Consider the following 20,224-nt stretch of genomic DNA (forward strand, 5'->3'; position numbering starts at 1 on the left):
GCTCTCATTCTTTTATAATCGCGTTGATTTTTTCGATCAATTGTTCTGTGGTTAACTCCATTTCTTCAATTGCCATCCAAGTTACGATGTTTTTCCGGTTCGACAAGTAGAGGCGGGGAATCGTGCTATTGGCGAAAAGTGAGAAAACTTCCCGTTTGGGGTCGAGGAAGAATGGCATCGTGAATTTTTCCTTTTCCCAGTATTTGTTGACCGTAGAAACGGTTTCTTCTCTGGAAACAGCGACAAGCCTGAAATTGGGGTTCTCTTTCAATTTTTCCCATACTTCCTCGATTTTCGGTAATTCCCGTTCGCAATCAGAACAAGTGGTCACGAAGAACACGAGCAAAGTCACCTGTCCTTCCAGTTCTTCGCTGTTCAATTCTTCCCCGGCAGCGTTCTTCACGGTAAAATCCGGCAGTTTGTCACCTGCCTCAATATAGTTTTCAATTTCACCCTCTTGGTCTTTATCTTTCACGCAAGAAGAAAAGAGCAACGCGAATAACGTAAGCAATATAACAGATATAATCTTCATAATCTTGTTTCTAATTTCAGCGTGAAGATAGTGAATTACATGGAATTATAAAAATATTACGTGTTTTATGCATCGAGAAGTAAGTATATATGCATAAAAACGAAAGCGGAAATTCTTGTATGTTTGCGTGTGATAAAATAAACGATTACTTATTATGGATAAAAAAGAGAATATTTTGCGAGAGGATTTTGCTGCTGCTCCTTGTCTGGTTGCCGGGTACGAGAACTTTATGGACGGATTGTTGGATATCGTGCGTTCCGGTATGATAGACGAAACAATGGGCGAACAGGTGAAAACGTACGTGTTGGATTTCGTGAGGAATAACCCGTTGGCTGCATTTGACCGATTCGCGGATGATACGTATGTTCGCGACTATATCGGACGGGATGCCCGCACGGGATGGGAAGCTATCGTGATGTCGTGGAAGAAGGGCAATCGTACCGCCATTCACTCGCACCCGCAGTTTGCCGGGTATACCTTTGCCGACGGGGAGTTCCTTGTCGAGATATTTGAACCTTGTGAAGGGGGTATCCGTCTGGTCGATGAATTGAGAATCAATGATGTTTTAGGATTATACGCCATCGGGGAAGCCGGAAAATTCGACAATCATATCCATCGTATCACCTGTCTGAGCGATACGGCGCACAGCCTGCACGTCTATTCGGACGATGCATTAAAGGGTAAAAAATTGGATGGGGTGAAAATATATCAAGATTAATGGGAAAGTGTAAAGTCAATTATCTATTATTCCAGAGTTCATAATCTTAGCTTTTATTCTCAAAAAACTTGTGTTTTCTATTTTGACAGGAGAATTTAAAATTTGATTTGCGACTTTTTTTGCATTTAAAGAATCTCTTTCATGCAGATAAAGCTTGAATAATTTATATTTTGGTGTTATTCGAGAAGGAATCATATTTAACGCAATGGTGTAATAAGTCTTTGCTTCTTGATATTTCTCTTGTTGGTGATAAATCGTACCTAAATCACAATATATTTCTAGACAAGGATAAATCAATAATGCATCTTTAAGAACTGGTAAAGCATTATTCCAATCCTTACTCTGAAACATTTGTTTTGCAAACCACATCATAAATTGGGGATGATATTTCAATTTATGATATTGTTTAAGAATATCGTCTTGACAAAAAGGCTCATTAAAATTATTGTATTCTTTCACGCGTGTATCTATTAAATAATAATAGTGCATTTTACATACTCCCAAAAACATAAATGTCGGAGCGATCCATAATATACCTATTAATAATTGATGGGAAATATCAAATAACAATAGTGTTTTGTGTGGCAAATTAGCTGTGAAGAAACAAAATATCAGTAGAAATATATATGCATCTGAAGGATATGAAAATAATGAAAATACAATCAAAACGATTAAACCATTATAAATAATAATATTATCATATTTTTTCAACAATGAAAATAAAAGGATCAAGAACAATATTAAGCCAGCAATACCCATCTCCACGGAAATCTTAATGAGTTCATTGTATGCATATTCGACATTATCCGCTAACATTGAATTATTAGATTGTGGATTTTTCTCGAAATAGTCAGCTTGATAGTGCATATAATTTCCTCTAAAACCATTAATTCCATGTCCCCATAGTGGTTTGTCCCTAATCATTTCTAAAGATCTTTCCCAAATGAACAGTCTGCCATTTGCTGAAATTGGTTTATATTGATACAATATAATTGACAACAAGATCACAATTATTCCACATCCTAGAAAGAGTAACAATTCCTTTTTTCTTGTCCATCTATGCCATCTATTTTTTAGTGGCGTTAGTAGTATGCAACTAAAAACAGCCAGCCATGCAGTTCTAGAATCGGACAAATAAAGCCCCCAAACCATAAACATGGAGCAGGTAATAAAAATGTACCCTTTTTTATTTTTCTGTTGCAAATAATTTTTACCTACACTCAACGCCATGATGAATGAGATTGCGAGAAAGCCACCTAATAATGCAGGGTTATGAAATGTTCCCGTGGTATTGAAAAACTGATGATACCCATAAATAACAAATTGGGATTGAAGAATAACTAAAATTGTTTGAATAACGCCACAAATAACGAGTAAATAGGTTATAACCCAGAAGAAAGATTGTAATCTAAATAATATGTACCAACAAGTTAGTGATAACAATTTTAATGAATGTAATTCATGACCACCTTGCGAGGTAAATAATCTACCGATGTAAAATACACAAAACACGAGTAAAATAATATCTATCGAAGATAGATGAATACTTTTCTTTAAAATCAATTGATAGATAACGGGTGGAGTAAGGATAATTATTAAAAGTAGGCTTATCTGGTTTTCTATAAAAATACCAGAATAAAAAATAGGAGCAAAAACAAGTATAAGGAATGCTGAACTTGAAATTCCTTTTGTCAAATGATATGTAAGTAAAACTTGTTTCATCTTAATTCTATAAGGTTGGTCAGAATATAGCATAAGAACATTCTATTACAATGAAATGCCTAAATATTCTCATGGGCTTTATTCTGACACAACTTTATCTTTATTTTTCATCAAGTACAAAGCAATCCCAAGAAAATTCATTATTATCGTAATCTATAATGGCTTTTACTTGTACACTTACAGGTTTTCCATCTAAGATTGCCGGAGCCCATTTTACTTCGGTGCTAAATAAGCGTCCCGGGAACATTTGCCCTGTAATAATAGGTTCAATTTGTCTGTGATGTAAATCATCTGTGTATTCCAGATTTGAAAAATAGCCATCTTTATTTACTATAAAACTGAATTTTATACTTCCTAATACGGGAGATGCGTTTACGGGATATTCAATTTTTTCCACGCTATAGCTGTTTTTAGAATAAATGTGCATAGCAACTTGGTGAATATACCTAGTCAAGTTGTATCTTTTCCCGTAAAATCTTTTATCCGGTTCTCCCCATTTTGGTCCTTCGTCAAGTATGACAAGGTCACCTTTTGTGTTCAAATTGATAGAGAAGGTTAAACTGGAAGTTATTTTTTTGCCATTTTCTCGACTCGCTTTCCAATTTCGTGAAATTGATATTACTCGTTTTATTTCGTTTACAAGAGCTGTATCAGAAAGGTTTTCAACAATACAATTTTTAATTTTTCCTCTTTTAGTTACAGAAAAATCAGTCTCAAAATTAATTTTACGTGAAATGTTGTTCGAATAGGCTGTGTTACTAAATAATAGATCAGATTCCGTAAGATTAACACGAAATGGTATATGCTGATGCAGTATTTGGTTCGATAACCAAATAGGGAACGAAACTGTAGCTTCTTTGCTTTGGAACATGACGTTTTCGTTGTTCATTTTTTTGCATTTTCTATTTTCAGCTTGCGTTGATAGAGTATGAAAGCTCAAGAAAATAGCAAACAGAAACCATGTACTTGTTTTGAATGTTTTAAAAATCATGTTATTGAATTTGGAATTGTTTATTTTTTACGTCCGCAACGAGCACAATATCCCCCGGATAGGGTGCCTGTTTTTTGGCCACAGTCGTTACACGTACTTAAAGTCGGGAAACAAATAGGACAATCCCACATACTCTTATTTGGGTTGTTATGATGGGTGCAATCACAATAACGTAACATCTTTCCGCAATACGTGCAGAAAGGATAGGGTTCGGTACTACCACCGCCACCGCCTTCTGAAGAACTGTACATCGCTACCGCATCATTCTTAAAGAAATCGTATCCTTCAAGGAGATTGTTCATTGTTTCACCCTCGTGATGCTCTTCGCTTACACTTGTGGTTTCTACGACTTTTCCTGCTTCGTATTTCTCGACTTCAGTGATTGCGCCATCCAGCGTCGTGTATATAACAATCCCTGAATACTCGGTGTTTTTTTGAGACAGATTGAATGAGTTAATCTGGCTTTCGCTTGATTTGCCGTTTTCGGGAAGAAGTGTCATGATCCGGCATATCATTTCACCTGTTGTTTTTTGAGAGATGACCATTTTTTGAGCTAGAGAAATCATGTCCTTGGAAGATTTTTTTTGGACATAGTATTTTTCTAAGGTGGTAATTGGAATATTTACAAAACTCGACTTTTCGTTAACAGTAACCACGGCGTTATTCCATTTAGGCGTAAAATTCACCGGGGTTAAGCCTGTGAATTCTGGAATATTCTCTTCTTCTTCGGAATTTATACCTCTTGACAAAGATTTTTGCAAGATGTTCTTTTGAATAGAAGTTTCAAAAAACGTTTTGGCGTCATTTACTGTCAATTTTGTAGAATTAATACGACTTGAAGATACGTTTTCTTTATTACAAGCATATACTATTAAAGAAAGTATAGTTGAAATAATAATAAAATAATTTCTATTTTTCATAGGTTTTGATTTTTGAAATAATACATAAATTTTTAATAGATGTGTTTTTGTTTTTTATATTTCCTCCTTTCTTTTTAGTTTGGTATTTATCCCGATTCTGAAATTATTGTTGATTATTTGTTATAATGTCATGATATATAAACAATTGCTTCCCATTTCTGTAAATGAAAGGGAGTTCCTCTATACCTTGATCCAGATTTTTCAACCAATATATCTTGTTTAATGGTATGTTCTTAAATTTTAAGTAGTTATACTTTGCGGTTATCGTATCTATTTCAATCCATCTATTATCCCAATACAATAATTTATACCGGTTACCGGGTATTATGGAGTTTTCTGCATTTAATGGAGCCATCCTGATCGTTTTTACTCTGACAGGAGATTCTAGGTGCAAATAGATATCGGGTTGTGAAGAAGCGGTTTGCATATTCTGATCGAACATTCGTTGGCTCTTAAAGTCGTATATATTTTTTTCAATAACTTGCAATTGTTGTTTATATGGACAAAGAGTGTCCGCATCGTCCATAATGGGTAACGGAGAAGCTGGCTCAGTGTAAGGATAATGAAAGGTGGAGTCAATTAAGAATTCCAACCAAGAAATATTAGAACGACGATTAGTGGCAGGCGAAGCATACTTAAAGTATTTAAAACTTCTCGACTCTGATATTTTGAAATCCTGCAAATAAGGTTGGGGGGCGTGTGATATTGTATACAGTAAAACAGAATCAGAAAAATCATCACGGTTGGCTCCATAAAATTTTCCTCCAATCATTTTTTTGGCGATATCAATCATTTTTCGTTTTCGTGGATATTTTCTACTCACAATAATGTCCCCTGTACTTTGAGATGAAGAGATAGGTGGAAAAGGTATGATTTTATAGCGACTGGCGCGTAAAGAATCTTTTTGTATATAGAATGGTGAGCTGAAATAAACAATCTCATTTCCCCTGAAAAATGCAGGAAAGTATAAGGTGTTGTACATGGCATTTATATATTCTACTTTATTCCTTTCATGATCGATTTTACCCCAACACACGGGTAATATACCAGAAGGGTTGTTATTAAAAGCGTATAAATAGGCTAAATTATTATCTGATTCTTCTTCAAATGGTAATTCTATTTTTACTGTCTCGTAATAACTACTTGTTACATCTTTTATACAAGGTGAGTCAAAATCAGTCGGAACTAATTCATTGGAAGATTTGGTAAAATAAGGACTATCACTTTGTGCAGCGTAAGTATTTCGGATAATATTCAAAGATTCTCCTTGTAGAGGTTCTATTGTGTCTAAACAATTGGTTTGGGGATTGAAATGTCGCCATTTCTTATTGTTATCTAAAAACGAACAGAAATAATGTCTCCCTTTCAATTCTTTGTATGCTGTATTGAAATTTACCATTAGAGGTATGCCGCATGCTCTTAAGATATTACATGCGTTATTCGCCGTATTTATACAATCTACATCTTGCCCGACAAATAAGTCATAGAAACCGATATGTGAGTTTAGAGGGGGGAAGCTAAAAAAGGATTGCATACTTGACACGTAATGGTGATAACGTTTCAAATAACCTGAAAGCTTTTTGTGATTCGTTTTTTCAAGGTGTTTAAACATGAGTTTGTTTAAAAAACGACCATTCTCAAAAAACGAAATTGTTTGAATTGAGCGATACGGTAAAATACATTCACAAAACTCGTTGAAAGACAAATGTCGGCATAGAGGTCCTTTTTGCCATACTTCAAAAGCATTATCAATATGTTGAATAATAAAATCGGCTGAAAGATGTTCGACATCCCAAACGAACGAAGAAGATAATTTAGGAGCTTTAATTATTATTCCTTCGTTTTGTTTAAATGCTTTATAGCTCAATTCTTGCAACTGATATCGTATTGTAGAGTCTTCAAGTTGCTCGTCTTTATAATCCTTGATAATCGTATAATATAAAGAGTCATACTTTTGATGATAGGTTATAATTGCAGTATCCATACTCGACACTTGTACTGTTGTGTAGTGCCATCTCATGTTTGAGAGCAAAAAACAAGCTGCCTTGTATTTCTTTGTTTCTCCTTTGTAATGATTCAGAACTTTTTCAAGCATTATACGATTATTTCCTGCCAATGCGAATGAATCATTAAGATCATAAGATGTAGATTGACAATTATAATTTATCAATATAATGGTGTAAATTAAGCTATAAACAGTCAAATTGTACAATCTAGGACTCATTGTATTAATAATAATTTGTTTTATATTTCATATATAAATACACGATCGACATAGAAAAGGATTAAATAGAAATTAAAAATATTTATTATTTGTACCTTGTGAAGATTTAAAGAGCCTTAGTATTTGGTATATAGCGATGTTTCTGGATATAAGTATTGTAGATAATCTTATCAAGAGTAATTTTTTTTACTCCTTCCTGTTAATATTGTATGTGTATTTAGTCAGCTTTTAATAGTTCTGTATGGTCAGAATTTAAAATGATTCAGTGATTCAAGTTGACATGAGTCATTTGGTAGATAACCAGAAAATATTATTTTTGCAGGCGTGTGAAAATGTTAGTAATAAATTAATTGTATGAGTGTGACAACAAAAAAGAAAGAGAGAGTAAAGTTTAGTAAAGCGTTTTGGGTTGCCAACACGGTAGAGTTGCTGGAGCGTGCCGCCTATTACGGGGTATTTGTCGTGATCACGTTGTATTTGAGCAACGTGCTGGGTTTCACGGATATTCAGGCTGCCACGATCGCGGGAGTTTTTTCCGCTTGTTTGTATTTATTGCCGACATTTTCGGGGGCTCTTGCCGACAAGATCGGCTTCCGGAAATCAATGTTGTTGGCGTTTGCCTTGTTGTCGCTGGGGTATTTGGGGCTGGGGTTGTTCCCGAGTTTCCTGTCCACGACGGGGTTGGTTGAATACGGCTACGTGACCAAGTTCACGGGGTTGCAGGAAAGCGGTTATCGTTACGGGATTATTCCGGTTATGATACTGATTATCGTCGGGGGCTCGTTTATCAAGAGCGTGATCTCCGGTACGGTGGCGAAGGAAACGGACGAGAAAAACCGTGCCCGCGGGTTCGCTATTTTTTACGGGATGGTGAATATCGGGGCGTTCTCCGGTAAAGTGCTGGTGACTCCCTTACGGGATGCCATGGGGCACGAGGGAATGATCGTGTTGAATTATTTCTCGGCGGCGATGACTTTTCTGGCTTTGATAGCGATTTATTTGTTTTACAAGAGTGATAAACACGCCGGGGAAGGGAAAACTTTCCGGCAGATATGGACGGGTTTGGTAAAAGTGTGTTCCAACGGGCGGTTGATCGTGCTGATTTTGATTATCACCGGATTCTGGATGGTGCAACACCAGTTGTACGCCACGATGCCGAAATACGTGACGCGCTTGGCGGGAGAGGCGAGTGCCATCGGTTGGTACGCTAACGTGAACCCGCTGGTGGTCGTGTTGACCGTGAATCTGGTAACTTCATTGATGCGGAAGAAATCGGCCTTGTTCTCGATGACCTGCGGTATGTTTATCATGCCCGTTTCCGCCTTGTGCATGGCGTCTGGGAATATGTTGGGAGGCGGGGAAATCCTCGGGCTGCACCCGGTGGCGTTTATGATGATAGTAGGTATCGTGTTCCAAGGATTGGCGGAAGTGTTTATTTCTCCCCGTTTTCTGGAATATTTCTCGTTACAGGCACCGAAAGGGGAGGAGGGGATGTACCTCGGTTTTAGCCATCTGCATTCCTTTTTGTCATCCATTTTCGGGTTCGGGTTGTCGGGATTCCTCTTGAGCAAGTATTGTCCTGATCGAGCTTTGTTCAGCAGCGAGGCAGAATGGGCTGCCGCTTCGGCTAATGCGCATTATATATGGTATTATTTTGCCGCTATCGCTTTGGTGTCGGCTATTGCCTTGATTATTTACGGTCGGGTGGTACGGCGCATGGATGCCAAAAAGGCTGTGGCATAAGGAATTGTTCCCAATTAGATACAAGACGTCTTCCGCTTTCGCGGGAGGCGTTTTTTGTTTTCGTGATATTCATGGTTATGGCTTGTGTCACGGACGGTTAATCGTAGTGTTTCTCTCTATTAGCTGTATAAGATAGGTTAATAATTAATATAATAGATAGTTTTACTAAATACTAGCGATAAATGAATCTCAATTTATTTACTATTCAATTCCTATTCTTTTACCTTTATAATAGGAGTTGAATGGGAGTTGAATAGGAGATGAATGGGAGTTGGTATATGGGAAGTATAACTTAGATTACATGATAATACTTTTTTCAGAACTGTTCTCTCCTTGTTAATTTCAGTTAATTGACAGGTCGTGTGGAGATAAACGTGAATCTGCGCTGTAAATATTTTAATGGTGTTTGTTCGGGAAATATGGATTTTTTCGTATCTTTGTTACTTAAGCACTTAAAAGAAAAAAAAGGAGGACCGATTATGGATGATATTTTGCGCATCAATCCGGCCTTGTTGCGAGAGGCTAAGCGGCAGGCTCGATTGAAAAATATAAGTTTGAATGAGATTGTGGAAGCATTTATTCAAAAGTTTATCAGTCAATCAAAAGAAGGAAATAAGCAAATTAAAATCACTCCTTTTATAGAAAGTTTAGGCGTGGATTTGAATTTGTCCTTGGATTTTGACGAAAGAGAGGCTTATCGTAAATATTTAGAGGAGAAATATAAATGAATCAGAAAGTATTTATTGACACGAATGTAATGGTGGATTTGTTGGCTAAGCGGGAACCTTTTTATGATACAGCCAAACAATTGTTTTCGTTGGTAGATTTAGGTAAATGTTCGGCAGTCGTTGCCGCAATCTCGTTTTCAACTACTGCTTACTTGCTTGAAAGGAAGTTGAGTTATGAAGAAATATATCTTGTTTTACGTCAGTTTTCTTCAATCGTGGAAATAGCCTCGATAGATGAACGTACGGTAAGAAAAAGCCTTTCCGTGACATCTCGGTTTCGTGATATTGAAGATGCTATGCAGCATTATGCGGCGGTGCAGTCGGGGTGTGATATTATTATTACTCGAAATGTAAAGGATTTTGTGCAATCCGATCTTCCTGTATTTTCGCCTGAGGAGTTTTTGAAAGGATTTGCGTTTTAAGTATTGAATTCGATGTTGAAAAAAAGAAACCGGCTCTAATTCATTTAGTTTAACACTAGAACACGGGGTGAGAATTCCAATGCCATCGGGTATTTTCTCTTTGTTAATTTCAGTTAATTGTCAGGTCGTGTGGAGATAAACGTGTTGCTCTTTACCGTGATTTTGATATTGAGAACAGCTTCTTTATGTGAGGTATAGGGCTGTTCACGTGTATACAGGAATATAATTTTGTGCCGAGAGTTGTAAAAGAATTGAAATTTTTTTCTATCTTTGTATTATGGACTGTGCGGGGAGCCGCCGATGATGTCCTGTTTACGATGTTGAGGTTATAATTTGCGTTTCCATGAAATAGGATTCAAGACGATTAGTCGCAGGGAACGGGATTGCAACACTCATGTCGTTGTATTCGTATATTCTTTATGGATATATAATATAGCGGTGTGGGGTTGCTTTTTCGTGGCGACGTTCCTATTTCACACGATTAAGTCAATTCCATGCCGTTACACTACAGCTCCGGGTTGACTTGTTCAGTCCGGAGTTTTTTTTGAGTTCCGGCTGAAATATAAATACTGGATAACCGGATGATTTTAGCATCAGGTTGTTTTTCAACAATGTAGACAAATTAGAAAAGAAATGGGTGCGGTTTTAAATTGAACTTACAATGTTTGCAACCAGCTGCTTGAGCCCGTACCCGGAAAGGGGAAAGTTAGCTCCTCCCCTTTCCTTATTTTGGAAAACGAGAGAGGGGAATAACCGGTAGGTAATACCTTGACAAGCTTAGAATACAGGAACGCGGGAGCCATACGCGACTACCACCCGCGTAAAGGGAGAAGGGTATGACGTTTTGCCCTCTCCCGTTTTTACTAACTTAAATAATGAAGTATGGAACAACAGGAAGAAAAAATCGAGATAGTCGTCAACACGCGAAAAACCAAGGAAATAAGATTTTACGTGTACGCGGACGAGTGTGTCGTGGATTGGGGTGACGGGAGCAGTGAGCGTTACGCCACACCCAAGCCGGGTATTGAGGATTCGGATTACTGGCGGACACCTAAAAGACCCTATTGTGAACACTCGTACCGCGGGGTTAATCGCGTGGTCACGGTGACTGTTTCCGCCAAGCAGTTATCGGAATTCATTATCGAGCATATCCCCGTGACGAGTGTCAGGCTTCGGTATTGCGTTCATTTAGGTCATTTTTTTTGTATAGATTGCGGTCTGAGGCAATTGTATCTTGGCGATAGCCCGCGTTTGTATTACCTTAAATGCTCTTGTAACAATTTGCGTAAATTGGATTTGTCGGGCTGCCCCGGTTTGATGGGGTTGGAATGTGATTGCAATTACTTGACGGAATTGAATTTGTCCCGTTGTTTCAAGTTGCACACGCTCGCTTGCCGTTTCAACAGGTTGAAAAAATTGCGGGTTGTCGAAGGGGCGGAAAAGATTCATACCGTGAAGTGTTGTTACAATGATTTGTCTGCGAAAGAATTGAACCGCTTGTTCCGGGATGTCACTTGGTTTGTAGATTTCGGCTGCATAGATTACGGTTTGAATCCTGGAGCTAGTGAGGCGAACAGGTTTTGGCTTGATGAGCATTGTTGGCATATCACGAATTGTTACATGGAGAAGAAGATGGAAAGAATATTACGGGATGCCGGTAAATGCCGTAAGGAGAATTGATGAACTTGGTTTTGTGGAAGTGTTAATCAAGTATGATGTCAGTTTTTTAATTTTGCAGGAGAGGGAAATATAAATCCCGGGTATTGTTGCAAGAAACTTATAAACGCTTATCTTTGTCAGTACATGCTCCTGAAACTTTATTATCGATGACAGAAAAGGAGTGTTCGAAATTTTAAATGTTGAATGTCAAATCGAGTAAACTAATTTCAAGAAACTACATGATATGAAATTTGCAGGGGTAAGATTGTTAGTTAAAGACTACAAGAAATGTTTCAAGTTTTACACGGAAAAACTTGGTTTTGAACCTCTTTGGGGGGACAATGAGAGTGGTTATGCTTCGTTCAAAGTAGCCGATGGGATAGAAGGGTTTGCTATATTTGTATCTGATGATATGGCTCCGGCGGTGGGTAACGCGGATAAAGAACAGCCCGTGGGATATCGTGAAAAATCAATGGTATCTTTTGAGGTGGAAAACGTGGAGGATGCTTATCGGGCGCTTCTATTGAAAGGAATCGAATTTGTCAATCAGCCGACCGATATGCCTGAGTGGGGAATGAGTGTGGTTCATTTTCGTGACCCGGAGGAAAATTTAATAGAGCTTTATACTCCTCTTCATGCTAAATAGGGTTATTGTTGGATTATAGAGATAAGGCGATACATTGTGTCAAGGATACGGTATTGCCAATGCAAAGAAAGCAATTTGAAGAATGTGGCTGTTGTTTAGACGAACAGTATAAACGATACGGGAATACGGAATGGCTTTTCGCGGAAATAATTGAAGAAGGACACGTTTATGAAATTGGTTACCCGGCGTGTGTTTGTCTGGAAGTGGTAAGCGGAAAAATAAAAGACGTGTCACATTGCGAATGTTCACGCCAGAGTGTATTGTATATTATCGGAAATTCGTTGCCCGATAAAAATATCAGTGTGGAAATAATTGAAACCGTTTTGGGGGGTGCGGAAAAATGTCGTTTTAAGGTAACCGTGGAGTAAGACCGGATTAGATTGACACGCCCCAAAAAAGAGTTCTTCTCTTTTAAGTTGCTATATCCCGTTGGTAACACTTTTTGTACTTTTAACGTACTACAGTTATCTTTCAATTTTTATCTTTATCTTTGCAAAGAGTAACAAATAGTTTTATGGCTGAACTTCGGGATGAAATAGTGAAAAAATCGTTACTCCAGTTTTTGAACCGGGGGTATAAAGGTACGTCTTTGAAAGATTTGGAGCAGGCGACAGGGTTGACGAAGGGGGCGTTTTATTATTATTTCAAGGATAAGAAGGAGATGCTGGAGGCCGGAATCGAACGTTATTTCAGTATCATGCGGGAGGAGAGTGACGAGGATGCGGAGCGGGTGGCGACGTTGCGGGAGTATATTGATTTGGTAATCCGGAACAAGGAGGAAGGTGCCGATTTGGCGCAGAAGTTTTTCGGGTGTTTCATTCTGGAAGTGTTGTTTTTTCAGCTTGTGCTGGAGGTGGCGCCGTTGTTTCCCGCTTTCAGGGAACGGATTTACACGTTGTCGAAAACTCGTTTGACACACTGGGAGCGCGTGATTCTGAAAGCGAAGCAAAAGGGGGAGATTCGGGAAACGCTGGATACTTCGGTGTTGGCGCGTAACTTGATGTCGGTGTCGAGCAGTATGTTGAATATTGAATTTGAGGAGCCGAATTTGCAGTATGTCTTTTCCGATATGCGGATGCAGTTCGAGCAATATTATATGTTGATAAAAAAATGAACGGAACGAGGGATACCATTATCGAGACCGCTTTCCTGTTGTTCCTCAAGAAGGGATACAAGGCGGTTACTCTCACGGATTTGGAAAGAGCCGTGGGGATGACGAGAGGTACTTTTTATTATCATTTTCTGAACAAGGAGGAGGTATTGAAGGAAGGTGTCACGAGGTATTACCGGATGTTGAATTGCCGGAGGGCGGAGGAGATTGGGCGTGTACATTCCTTGAGGGAGTTTATTGATTTGACGATACATAATTTGCTGGAGATAGAGAATTACGGGGCAAAGCGGTTTGATAGCGATATCCCGGAGATTTTGTGCCTGTCGCTGATGGTGGAGGTGATTTCGCTTTACCCGGAGTTTAAACAGATGGTGAGTAACACGAAAATCTCGTGGATGTCGAAGTTGGAAGGGGTGATTCTGGAGGCCAAGAAAAATAAAGAGATACGGGATGATGTGGATACGTCTATTTTGGCAAAGAATTTGCTGAATATCAGCGTTGGGTTGATTCATTACGTGGTCATGCATCAAGATATAGCTTACGCTTTGTCGTCCGTGCGTTACCAGTACGAGCAGCTTTATTCGCTCGTGAAAGTGGGGTGAGATTTTTATAAAAGAACATACCGAAAAGTATAAAAACTGATAGAATTGAAAGAGGAAAATAAAAACGATAAGGTGATGAAAAAGTTTACAGTATGTAAATTAGGAATCGGTTGGAGTGTTGTTTTTCTGAGCTTTACATTGGCAACGAATGCGCAGCAAGTGTTAAGTTTGGAGGATTGCCGACGCTTGGCGGTGGAGAATAACAAAAAACTGAAAATTGCAGACGAGGAGGTGAAAGCGAGTGAGGCACAAAAGGCCGAGGCTTTCACGAAATATTTGCCCGGCATTGATGCCATGGGGGTGTACCTGCGTAACCAGAAAGAGATTAATCTTTTGTCGGAAGACGCGCATTTGCCCGTGGGGACTATCGGGTCGGACGGGAAGTTCACGTTTCGTCCGGATCAGTTGATGGTCGGTGCGGACGGTAAGCCGGTTATGGTGAACGGGCAGTACGTGCCGAAGGATTACGCCCTTCTGCCGAAGGAGGCGATGTCCGTGGATGCCCGTAACTTGGGAATCGTGCAGGTGGGGGTGACGCAGCCGGTGTACATGGGCGGAAAGATTAGGGCATATAACCAGATAGCGGGGTTGTCCGAGCAATTGGCGAAAAGCAAGCGCGCGCAGGAGATGCAGAACGTGATTCTGGCGACCGACGAGGCGTACTGGCAGATTATATCGCTGGTTAACCGGAAAAAGTTAGCGGACAAGTACGTGCAGACGTTGCAGAAGTTCGTGAACGATGTTGAATTGATGCACTCGACGGGAGTGGCGACGAAAGCGGACGTGCTTTCGGTGCGGGTGAAGTTGAACGAGGGGGAGATGGTGCAGACGAAGGTGGATAACGGGTTGAGTTTGTCCCGGATGTTGTTGAACCAGATTTGCGGTTTGCCGACGGATACCATCGTGGCGTTGCAAGAGGAAATGACCGAAACGGAAGTGGAAATGGTGCCGGAGGAATCTCTCGAACAGGTGTATAGCCGTCGCCCGGAAGTGGCGAGCCTGCAATTTGCCTCGGATATATACAAGAAAAAGGAAAAGATTGTGCTTTCAGAGTATTTGCCGACGGTGGCACTGACGGCAAATTACTTGAGCAGTACGCCTTCTTTTTATGACGGGGTGCGTAGTAAGTTCGAGGGAATGTGGAGCGTGGGAGTGGGAATAAAAGCACCGCTCTTTCATTGGGGGGCTTCCCGCAAGAGCCTGCGGAACGCGAAAGCACAGACCAATGTTATGAATTACAAGTTGGAGGAAGCGAAGGAACAGATAGAGTTGCAGGTGAATCAAGCGGAGTTTAAGATGAAGGAGGTCGCGAAGAAGTTGAAAATGGCGGAGAAGAATCTGGAACGCGCGGAGGAGAATCTGAAGTTCGCTAACCTTGGCTTTAAAGAGGGTACGATTCCCGTGTTGAATGTGCTGGAAGCACAGACGGCATGGCTGACGGCTAATTCCGAATTGATAGACACGAGGATTGAGGCAAGGTTGTGTAAGGTTTATTTGGAAAAAGCGTATGGAATTTTGGATTTATGATTTTAGATTTTTGATTGAGAGATTATAATATATAAGGAAGTTATGAAAGAGGAAAAAAAGGTTAGCGGGAAGGTATTGATGTTCACAGGGATTGTGATTATCGTATTTTTAGTGGCTATTTTTGGATTTATATTCTGGGAGCCGGTGCCGGAGGTGATACAAGGGGAAGCGGAGGCGACGGAAGTTCGGATTTCCGGTAAGGTGCCGGGGAGAATCGAGAAGTTTCTGGTGAACGAGGGCGACCGGGTGAAGAAGGGGGACACGGTGGCGATTCTGGATAGTCCGGAGGTGTTGGCGAAGTTGAGTCAGGCACAGGCGGCGGAGGATGCAGCCCAAGCGATGAGTAATAAGGCTCAGAAAGGTGCCCGGGAGGAGCAAAAAGCGATGGCTTATCAAACTTGGAAGAAAGCACAGGCGGCTCTTGAGGTTGCCCGGAAATCGTATGAACGGGTGCAAAAGTTGTACGAGGGTGAGGTGATGTCCGCCCAGAAACGGGATGAGGCGGAAGCTAATTATAAAGCTATGCTGGCAACCGAACAGGCGGCTAAAGCCCAGTACGAAATGGCTAGAAACGGGGCGGAGAAAGAAGATAAAATGGCTGCCGAGGCTCAGGTAAACCGGGCGAAAGGGGCAGTCGAGGAGGTGAGTTCCTATATCAAGGAAACTTTTTTGGTATCCCCGATTGACGGGGAGATTTCGGAACGCTACCCGAAAGTGGGTGAGTTGGTCGGAACGGGTTCTCCGGTGATGAACGTGTTGGATTTGGAGGATATGTGGGTGGTGTTTAACGTGCGGGAGGATTTGCTCGGAGATTTGAAGATGGGTGCCGAGTTCACGGGTTATATTCCGGCGTTGGGGGATAAAGAGGTTCGTTTGAAAGTGACTTATTTGAAGAATATGGGAACTTATGCCGCTTGGCGGGCGACGAAGACAACCGGACAGTATGACGCGAAGACCTTTGAGGTGAAGGCGGTGCCGATGGAGAAGGTGGAAGGGCTGAGGCCGGGGATGAGCGTTTTAAAAAAAATTTAAAATTGAACTATGCGTGAAAATATAAAGGCGGTGGGGGCGCTGATGAAGCGGGAGATTCGGATGCTGGCAGGGCATCGGATTTACTGGTTCGTGATGGTTTTTGCCCCGCTGTTTTGTTTTTTGTTTTTCATGGATTTGTTGAAGGACGGGTTGCCGAAGAAGTTGCCCGTGGCGGTCGTGGATGAGGATAACACGACGACTTCACGTTCGTTGGTGCGTTCGCTGAATGCTTTTGCCCAGACGGATGTGGTGATGCGGTCGGCGAATTTCAGTGAGGCGAGGGAGGCTTTGCAACGGGGGGATGTGTACGGGATATTTTATATCCCGGCGAACTTCCGGCGGGATGCCTCGACGGGGAGCGAACCCGTGTTGTCGTTCTACACGAATGATACCTACTTTTTGGCGGGTTCGCTGCTCTACAAGGATATGCGTATGCAGGCGAATCTGGCGAACGGGGCGGTGCAACAAACTTTATTGTTGGCACGAGGGGAGAATCAACCCGTGTTGACGGCGAAGTTGATGCCGGTGGTGTTGGATACCCACCCGTTGAATAACCCGTGGTTGAGTTACGCCATTTATCTGGCGAATTTCCTGTTGCCCGCGTTCCTGTGTATGTTCGTGATGTTTACCACGGTGTATAGTATCAGCGAGGAGATTAAGCAGAGGACTTCGAGGGAGTGGTTGAGTGTCGGGAACAACTCGATTGTCGTGGCGTTGTTGGGTAAATTGCTCCCGCAGGCGATTATTTTCACGATTATGGGTATGTTGTATCTGTCTATCCTGTACGGTTACGCTCATTTCCCGTTGAATAGCGGTTACTTCCCGATGTTTCTGGCGATGGTGTTGATGATTCTTTCGGCGCAGTGTTTCGCGTTGTTCGTGACGGGGATTAGTCGGCGCAGTCGGATAGCATTGAGTGTATGTGCCTTGTGGGGAGTGTTGTCATTCTCTATTTGCGGTTTCACGTATCCGGTACGTTCGATGCCGGAATTGGCGCAGATCGGTTCTAACCTTTTCCAGATGCGTCACTATTTTTTGATTTACGTGGATCAAGCTTTGAATGGTATACCGATGATCTATTCATGGCAGAATTACGTGGCATTGGTAGTGTTCCTGTTTTTGCCCCTGTTTATCCTGCCGAAATTGAAGTTGGATTTGTTGGAGTTTAAATATATGCCGTAAGCCGCGGAGCGGCTTACGGGTTGCAGGTTACAGGTTGCATTTGCCTGCGGTAAGTTGCAGGTTGAAATCTAAAATCATAAATCATAAATCTAAAATGGAATGATGGTTTTTTGGACAGATATATATTACGTTTTCAAACGGGAGTTTTACTCGATTTTTCGGGATCATGCCGTGTTGACGTTTTTTGTGGCGTTGACGTTGGGTTACCCGATCGTGTACACGTTCATTTATAGTAACGAGATCGCACGGGAGGTGCCTGTTGCCGTGGTCGATCATTCGAAGTCGGCGGCGAGTCGGGAGTTTATCCGGAACTGGGACGCGACGGCAAGCGTGGATGTCGTGGCACGTTGTGCGGATATGGAAGAGGCGAAGATTTTGATGTATAAAAAAGATATTTACGGGGTTCTGGAGATACCGGAGGATTTTAGCAAGAATATAGCTCTCGGGGAGCAGGCGCACGTGTCGCTGTTCTGTGATATGGGGGCTTTGTTGAATTACAAGGCTTTGCTTATGGCGGCAACGGATGTGGCTTTGCAAATGAGTAAGGATATCCAGATACGGGGTATGGAGTATGCCACGAAGATAACGGAAGAGATTAAAGCGTCGCCCGTGAAGATTCAGGACGTGAAGTTGTTTAATCCGCAGGGTGGTTTTACTTCTTTCCTGATTCCGGCGGTATTGATTCTGGTGATTCAACAATCTTTGTTGCTGGGAGTGGGAACGATTGCCGGGACGGAACGGGACAGGCGTCGCAAAAGAAGCCAGTTGCCCGTGGGATGTCATTTCTGTCGTCCCGCGCGGGTAGTGTTGGGTAAGGCGTTCGCTTATCTCCCGGTTTATTTTGTCATGGGGTATTGGGTATTTTTTATCGTGCCCCGTTTGTTTGGGATGACACAGATCGGGGAACGGGGGGAATTGATGTTGTTTTTGTTCCCGTTCTTGTTGGCGTGTGTCTTTTTCGCGATCGCGATGTCATTCTTGAGCCGGGAACGGGAAATGCCGTTTCTGATATTTGTATTCACGTCGGTACCGTTGATGTTTATTTCGGGGATCTCGTGGCCGAAGTCGGCTATCCCGGAGTATTGGGTATGGTTCGGCAAGTTGTTTCCCTCGTCGTTCGGGATAGACGGTTTCGTGAAAATTAATAACACGGGTGCCACCTTGTCAGAGGTGTTGCCGGAGTTCTGGGGATTGTGGATTTTAGTGGCGGTTTATTTTATTGTGGCATGTTTGTTGTATAAAATAGAGTATAGAAAGCTAAAAAATAAAAAAGATTTAGTAATTTCGTAACTAGGGCAGAAAGATACTGGCTCTGAACGTTTAAATGAAAAGATGATGAAAGGTGTTGTGCTTCCCCTGCTGGGGATCGTTTTATTGTTGTGTGCTTGCGGGAATAATAAGTCCGGGCAAGAGCGTACGAGAGCAACGGTGAAAGCCGATACGGTGAGAGATTACCGGGGAGAATTGTCTGTTGTTTATCCGGGGAAGGTTAAGGCTGCCTCGGAGGTGAAATTGTCATTTCGGGTAGCGGGTCCTATAAAAAACGTGTTCCCGGAGGTGGGGGCATTTGTGAAAAAAGGTCAGTTGCTTGCGCGGATAGACCCTCGGGATTACGAGATACAGTTGTCGGCGACCGAGGCGAAGTATAAGCAGGTGAAGGAGGAAGCCGGGCGGGTGATGGAACTGTACCGGCGGGGAAGTGTTCCAGTGAATGACTATGACAAGGCGGTGTCGGGAATCAACCAGATCACGGCGAAGTATAACGCGCATAAAAATGCGTTGGAGGATACGCGTCTGACGGCTCCTTTTGACGGGTATGTACAGCATAAATATTATGACGCGCATGAAACGGTAGCGGCGGGTTATCCGGTAGTGTCGATGATTAACAGTAATTATTTTGACGTGGAGATTGATATTCCGTCAAGTGATTTTGTACGGCAGGATCAGTTTAAGGAGTTTTTTTGCACGATAGATGTATTTCCGGGAAAGGAGTTTCCTCTTGAATTGATAGAAATCACGAGAAAGGCTAATTTGAATCAGCTTTACCGGATGCGGTTGCGTCTGAAGCCGGTGGAGGGGTTGGATATTGCTGCCGGAATGAGCGTGAACGTGACGATAAGTTATAATCCTAACATGGATGCACTGGTGATTATGCCGTTGTCCGCGATCTTCGAGGATAACGGACAGGCTTCCGTGTGGGTGTATAATCCGGGGAAACAGGCCGTGGAGAAACGTCCCGTGCAGTTGAAGAAGTTATTGAGGACGGGTGAAGTGATCGTTTCCGAGGGATTGGTTCCCGGTGAGATTGTCGTTTCGGCAGGTGTGCATAGTTTGAAGGAGGGGATGCAGGTGGAGTTGTTGAAGCCGGTATCGAAGACGAACGTGGGGGGACTGCTTTAATTTTAGATTTAAAATTTTAGATTTAAGATTCGGCAGCTATGCTGCCGTGAACAAAGCGTCCCGCG

At 41.6% G+C, this 20,224-nt stretch carries 19 protein-coding genes; 14 read left to right on the forward strand and 5 right to left on the reverse strand.

Features of this window, described 5'->3' with window-relative positions; translation table 11 throughout:
• Positions 1–4 precede the first annotated feature (4 nt).
• Positions 5–532 (reverse strand): TlpA family protein disulfide reductase, encoded by a 528-nt coding sequence (locus tag ACK8P8_RS13020; protein WP_369859683.1) that lies wholly within the window; start codon positions 530–532, stop codon positions 5–7.
• Between the two features lie 154 nt (positions 533–686).
• On the opposite strand from ACK8P8_RS13020, the gene ACK8P8_RS13025 reads away from it, so the two are divergent.
• Complete coding sequence (locus ACK8P8_RS13025; protein ID WP_369859684.1) at positions 687–1,250, forward strand: cupin domain-containing protein; 564 nt, start codon at positions 687–689, stop codon at positions 1,248–1,250.
• Between the two features lie 15 nt (positions 1,251–1,265).
• Here the strand turns inward: ACK8P8_RS13025 and ACK8P8_RS13030 are convergent, their stop codons facing one another.
• From ACK8P8_RS13030 to ACK8P8_RS13045, 4 genes are all read right to left on the reverse strand, one after another.
• Positions 1,266–2,972: an O-antigen ligase family protein gene (locus ACK8P8_RS13030; RefSeq protein ID WP_369859685.1), complete on the reverse strand. Its 1,707-nt coding sequence runs from the start codon at positions 2,970–2,972 to the stop codon at positions 1,266–1,268.
• Positions 2,973–3,072: 100 nt separating this feature from the next.
• On the reverse strand, positions 3,073–3,963 hold the full coding sequence (locus tag ACK8P8_RS13035) for a hypothetical protein (protein WP_369859686.1): 891 nt from the start codon (positions 3,961–3,963) through the stop codon (positions 3,073–3,075).
• 20 nt (positions 3,964–3,983) lie between these two features.
• Complete coding sequence (locus ACK8P8_RS13040) at positions 3,984–4,883, reverse strand: hypothetical protein (protein WP_227216934.1); 900 nt, start codon at positions 4,881–4,883, stop codon at positions 3,984–3,986.
• A gap of 103 nt (positions 4,884–4,986) precedes the next feature.
• The gene (locus tag ACK8P8_RS13045; RefSeq protein ID WP_237961749.1) at positions 4,987–6,978 is read right to left on the reverse strand and encodes a hypothetical protein; all 1,992 of its coding nucleotides are present in this window, start codon (positions 6,976–6,978) and stop codon (positions 4,987–4,989) included.
• A gap of 489 nt (positions 6,979–7,467) precedes the next feature.
• Between ACK8P8_RS13045 and ACK8P8_RS13050 the strand changes: the two genes are divergently transcribed.
• The 13 genes from ACK8P8_RS13050 (at position 7,468) to ACK8P8_RS13110 (ending at position 20,159) form a co-directional block, all read left to right on the forward strand.
• Positions 7,468–8,850, forward strand: a complete 1,383-nt coding sequence (locus ACK8P8_RS13050) for an MFS transporter (protein ID WP_227216938.1) — start codon at positions 7,468–7,470, stop codon at positions 8,848–8,850.
• Positions 8,851–9,212: 362 nt separating this feature from the next.
• Positions 9,213–9,578: a DUF6364 family protein gene (locus tag ACK8P8_RS13055; RefSeq protein ID WP_369859687.1), complete on the forward strand. Its 366-nt coding sequence runs from the start codon at positions 9,213–9,215 to the stop codon at positions 9,576–9,578.
• Positions 9,575–10,000 (forward strand): type II toxin-antitoxin system VapC family toxin, encoded by a 426-nt coding sequence (locus tag ACK8P8_RS13060; protein WP_369859688.1) that lies wholly within the window; start codon positions 9,575–9,577, stop codon positions 9,998–10,000. The genes ACK8P8_RS13055 and ACK8P8_RS13060 overlap by 4 nt, the downstream gene beginning before the upstream one ends.
• Positions 10,001–10,882: 882 nt before the next feature.
• Positions 10,883–11,680 (forward strand): leucine-rich repeat domain-containing protein, encoded by a 798-nt coding sequence (locus ACK8P8_RS13065; RefSeq protein WP_369859689.1) that lies wholly within the window; start codon positions 10,883–10,885, stop codon positions 11,678–11,680.
• Between the two features lie 223 nt (positions 11,681–11,903).
• Positions 11,904–12,305, forward strand: a complete 402-nt coding sequence (locus ACK8P8_RS13070; protein ID WP_369859690.1) for a VOC family protein — start codon at positions 11,904–11,906, stop codon at positions 12,303–12,305.
• Between the two features lie 8 nt (positions 12,306–12,313).
• Positions 12,314–12,673: a hypothetical protein gene (locus ACK8P8_RS13075; RefSeq protein ID WP_186974661.1), complete on the forward strand. Its 360-nt coding sequence runs from the start codon at positions 12,314–12,316 to the stop codon at positions 12,671–12,673.
• A gap of 146 nt (positions 12,674–12,819) precedes the next feature.
• Complete coding sequence (locus tag ACK8P8_RS13080; protein ID WP_369859691.1) at positions 12,820–13,419, forward strand: TetR/AcrR family transcriptional regulator; 600 nt, start codon at positions 12,820–12,822, stop codon at positions 13,417–13,419.
• On the forward strand, positions 13,416–14,018 hold the full coding sequence (locus ACK8P8_RS13085) for a TetR/AcrR family transcriptional regulator (protein ID WP_099291062.1): 603 nt from the start codon (positions 13,416–13,418) through the stop codon (positions 14,016–14,018). Before ACK8P8_RS13080 ends, ACK8P8_RS13085 begins: the two co-directional genes overlap by 4 nt.
• Positions 14,019–14,093: 75 nt before the next feature.
• A complete protein-coding gene (locus ACK8P8_RS13090; protein WP_369859692.1) occupies positions 14,094–15,545 on the forward strand; it encodes a TolC family protein in 1,452 nt (483 codons plus the stop codon).
• 42 nt (positions 15,546–15,587) lie between these two features.
• On the forward strand, positions 15,588–16,577 hold the full coding sequence (locus ACK8P8_RS13095) for an HlyD family secretion protein (protein WP_227215814.1): 990 nt from the start codon (positions 15,588–15,590) through the stop codon (positions 16,575–16,577).
• A gap of 9 nt (positions 16,578–16,586) precedes the next feature.
• The gene (locus ACK8P8_RS13100; RefSeq protein ID WP_369859693.1) at positions 16,587–17,759 is read left to right on the forward strand and encodes an ABC transporter permease; all 1,173 of its coding nucleotides are present in this window, start codon (positions 16,587–16,589) and stop codon (positions 17,757–17,759) included.
• A gap of 99 nt (positions 17,760–17,858) precedes the next feature.
• Entirely contained in the window at positions 17,859–19,049 is a 1,191-nt protein-coding gene (locus ACK8P8_RS13105) for an ABC transporter permease (RefSeq protein WP_369859694.1), read from the forward strand.
• A gap of 42 nt (positions 19,050–19,091) precedes the next feature.
• Positions 19,092–20,159 carry an efflux RND transporter periplasmic adaptor subunit gene (locus ACK8P8_RS13110; protein ID WP_369859695.1) on the forward strand — a complete coding sequence of 356 codons (1,068 nt, stop codon included), beginning with the start codon at positions 19,092–19,094 and terminating at the stop codon, positions 20,157–20,159.
• Positions 20,160–20,224 lie beyond the last annotated feature (65 nt).

The organism is Butyricimonas muris (assembly GCF_046365375.1).
GTDB lineage: Bacteria > Bacteroidota > Bacteroidia > Bacteroidales > Marinifilaceae > Butyricimonas > Butyricimonas muris.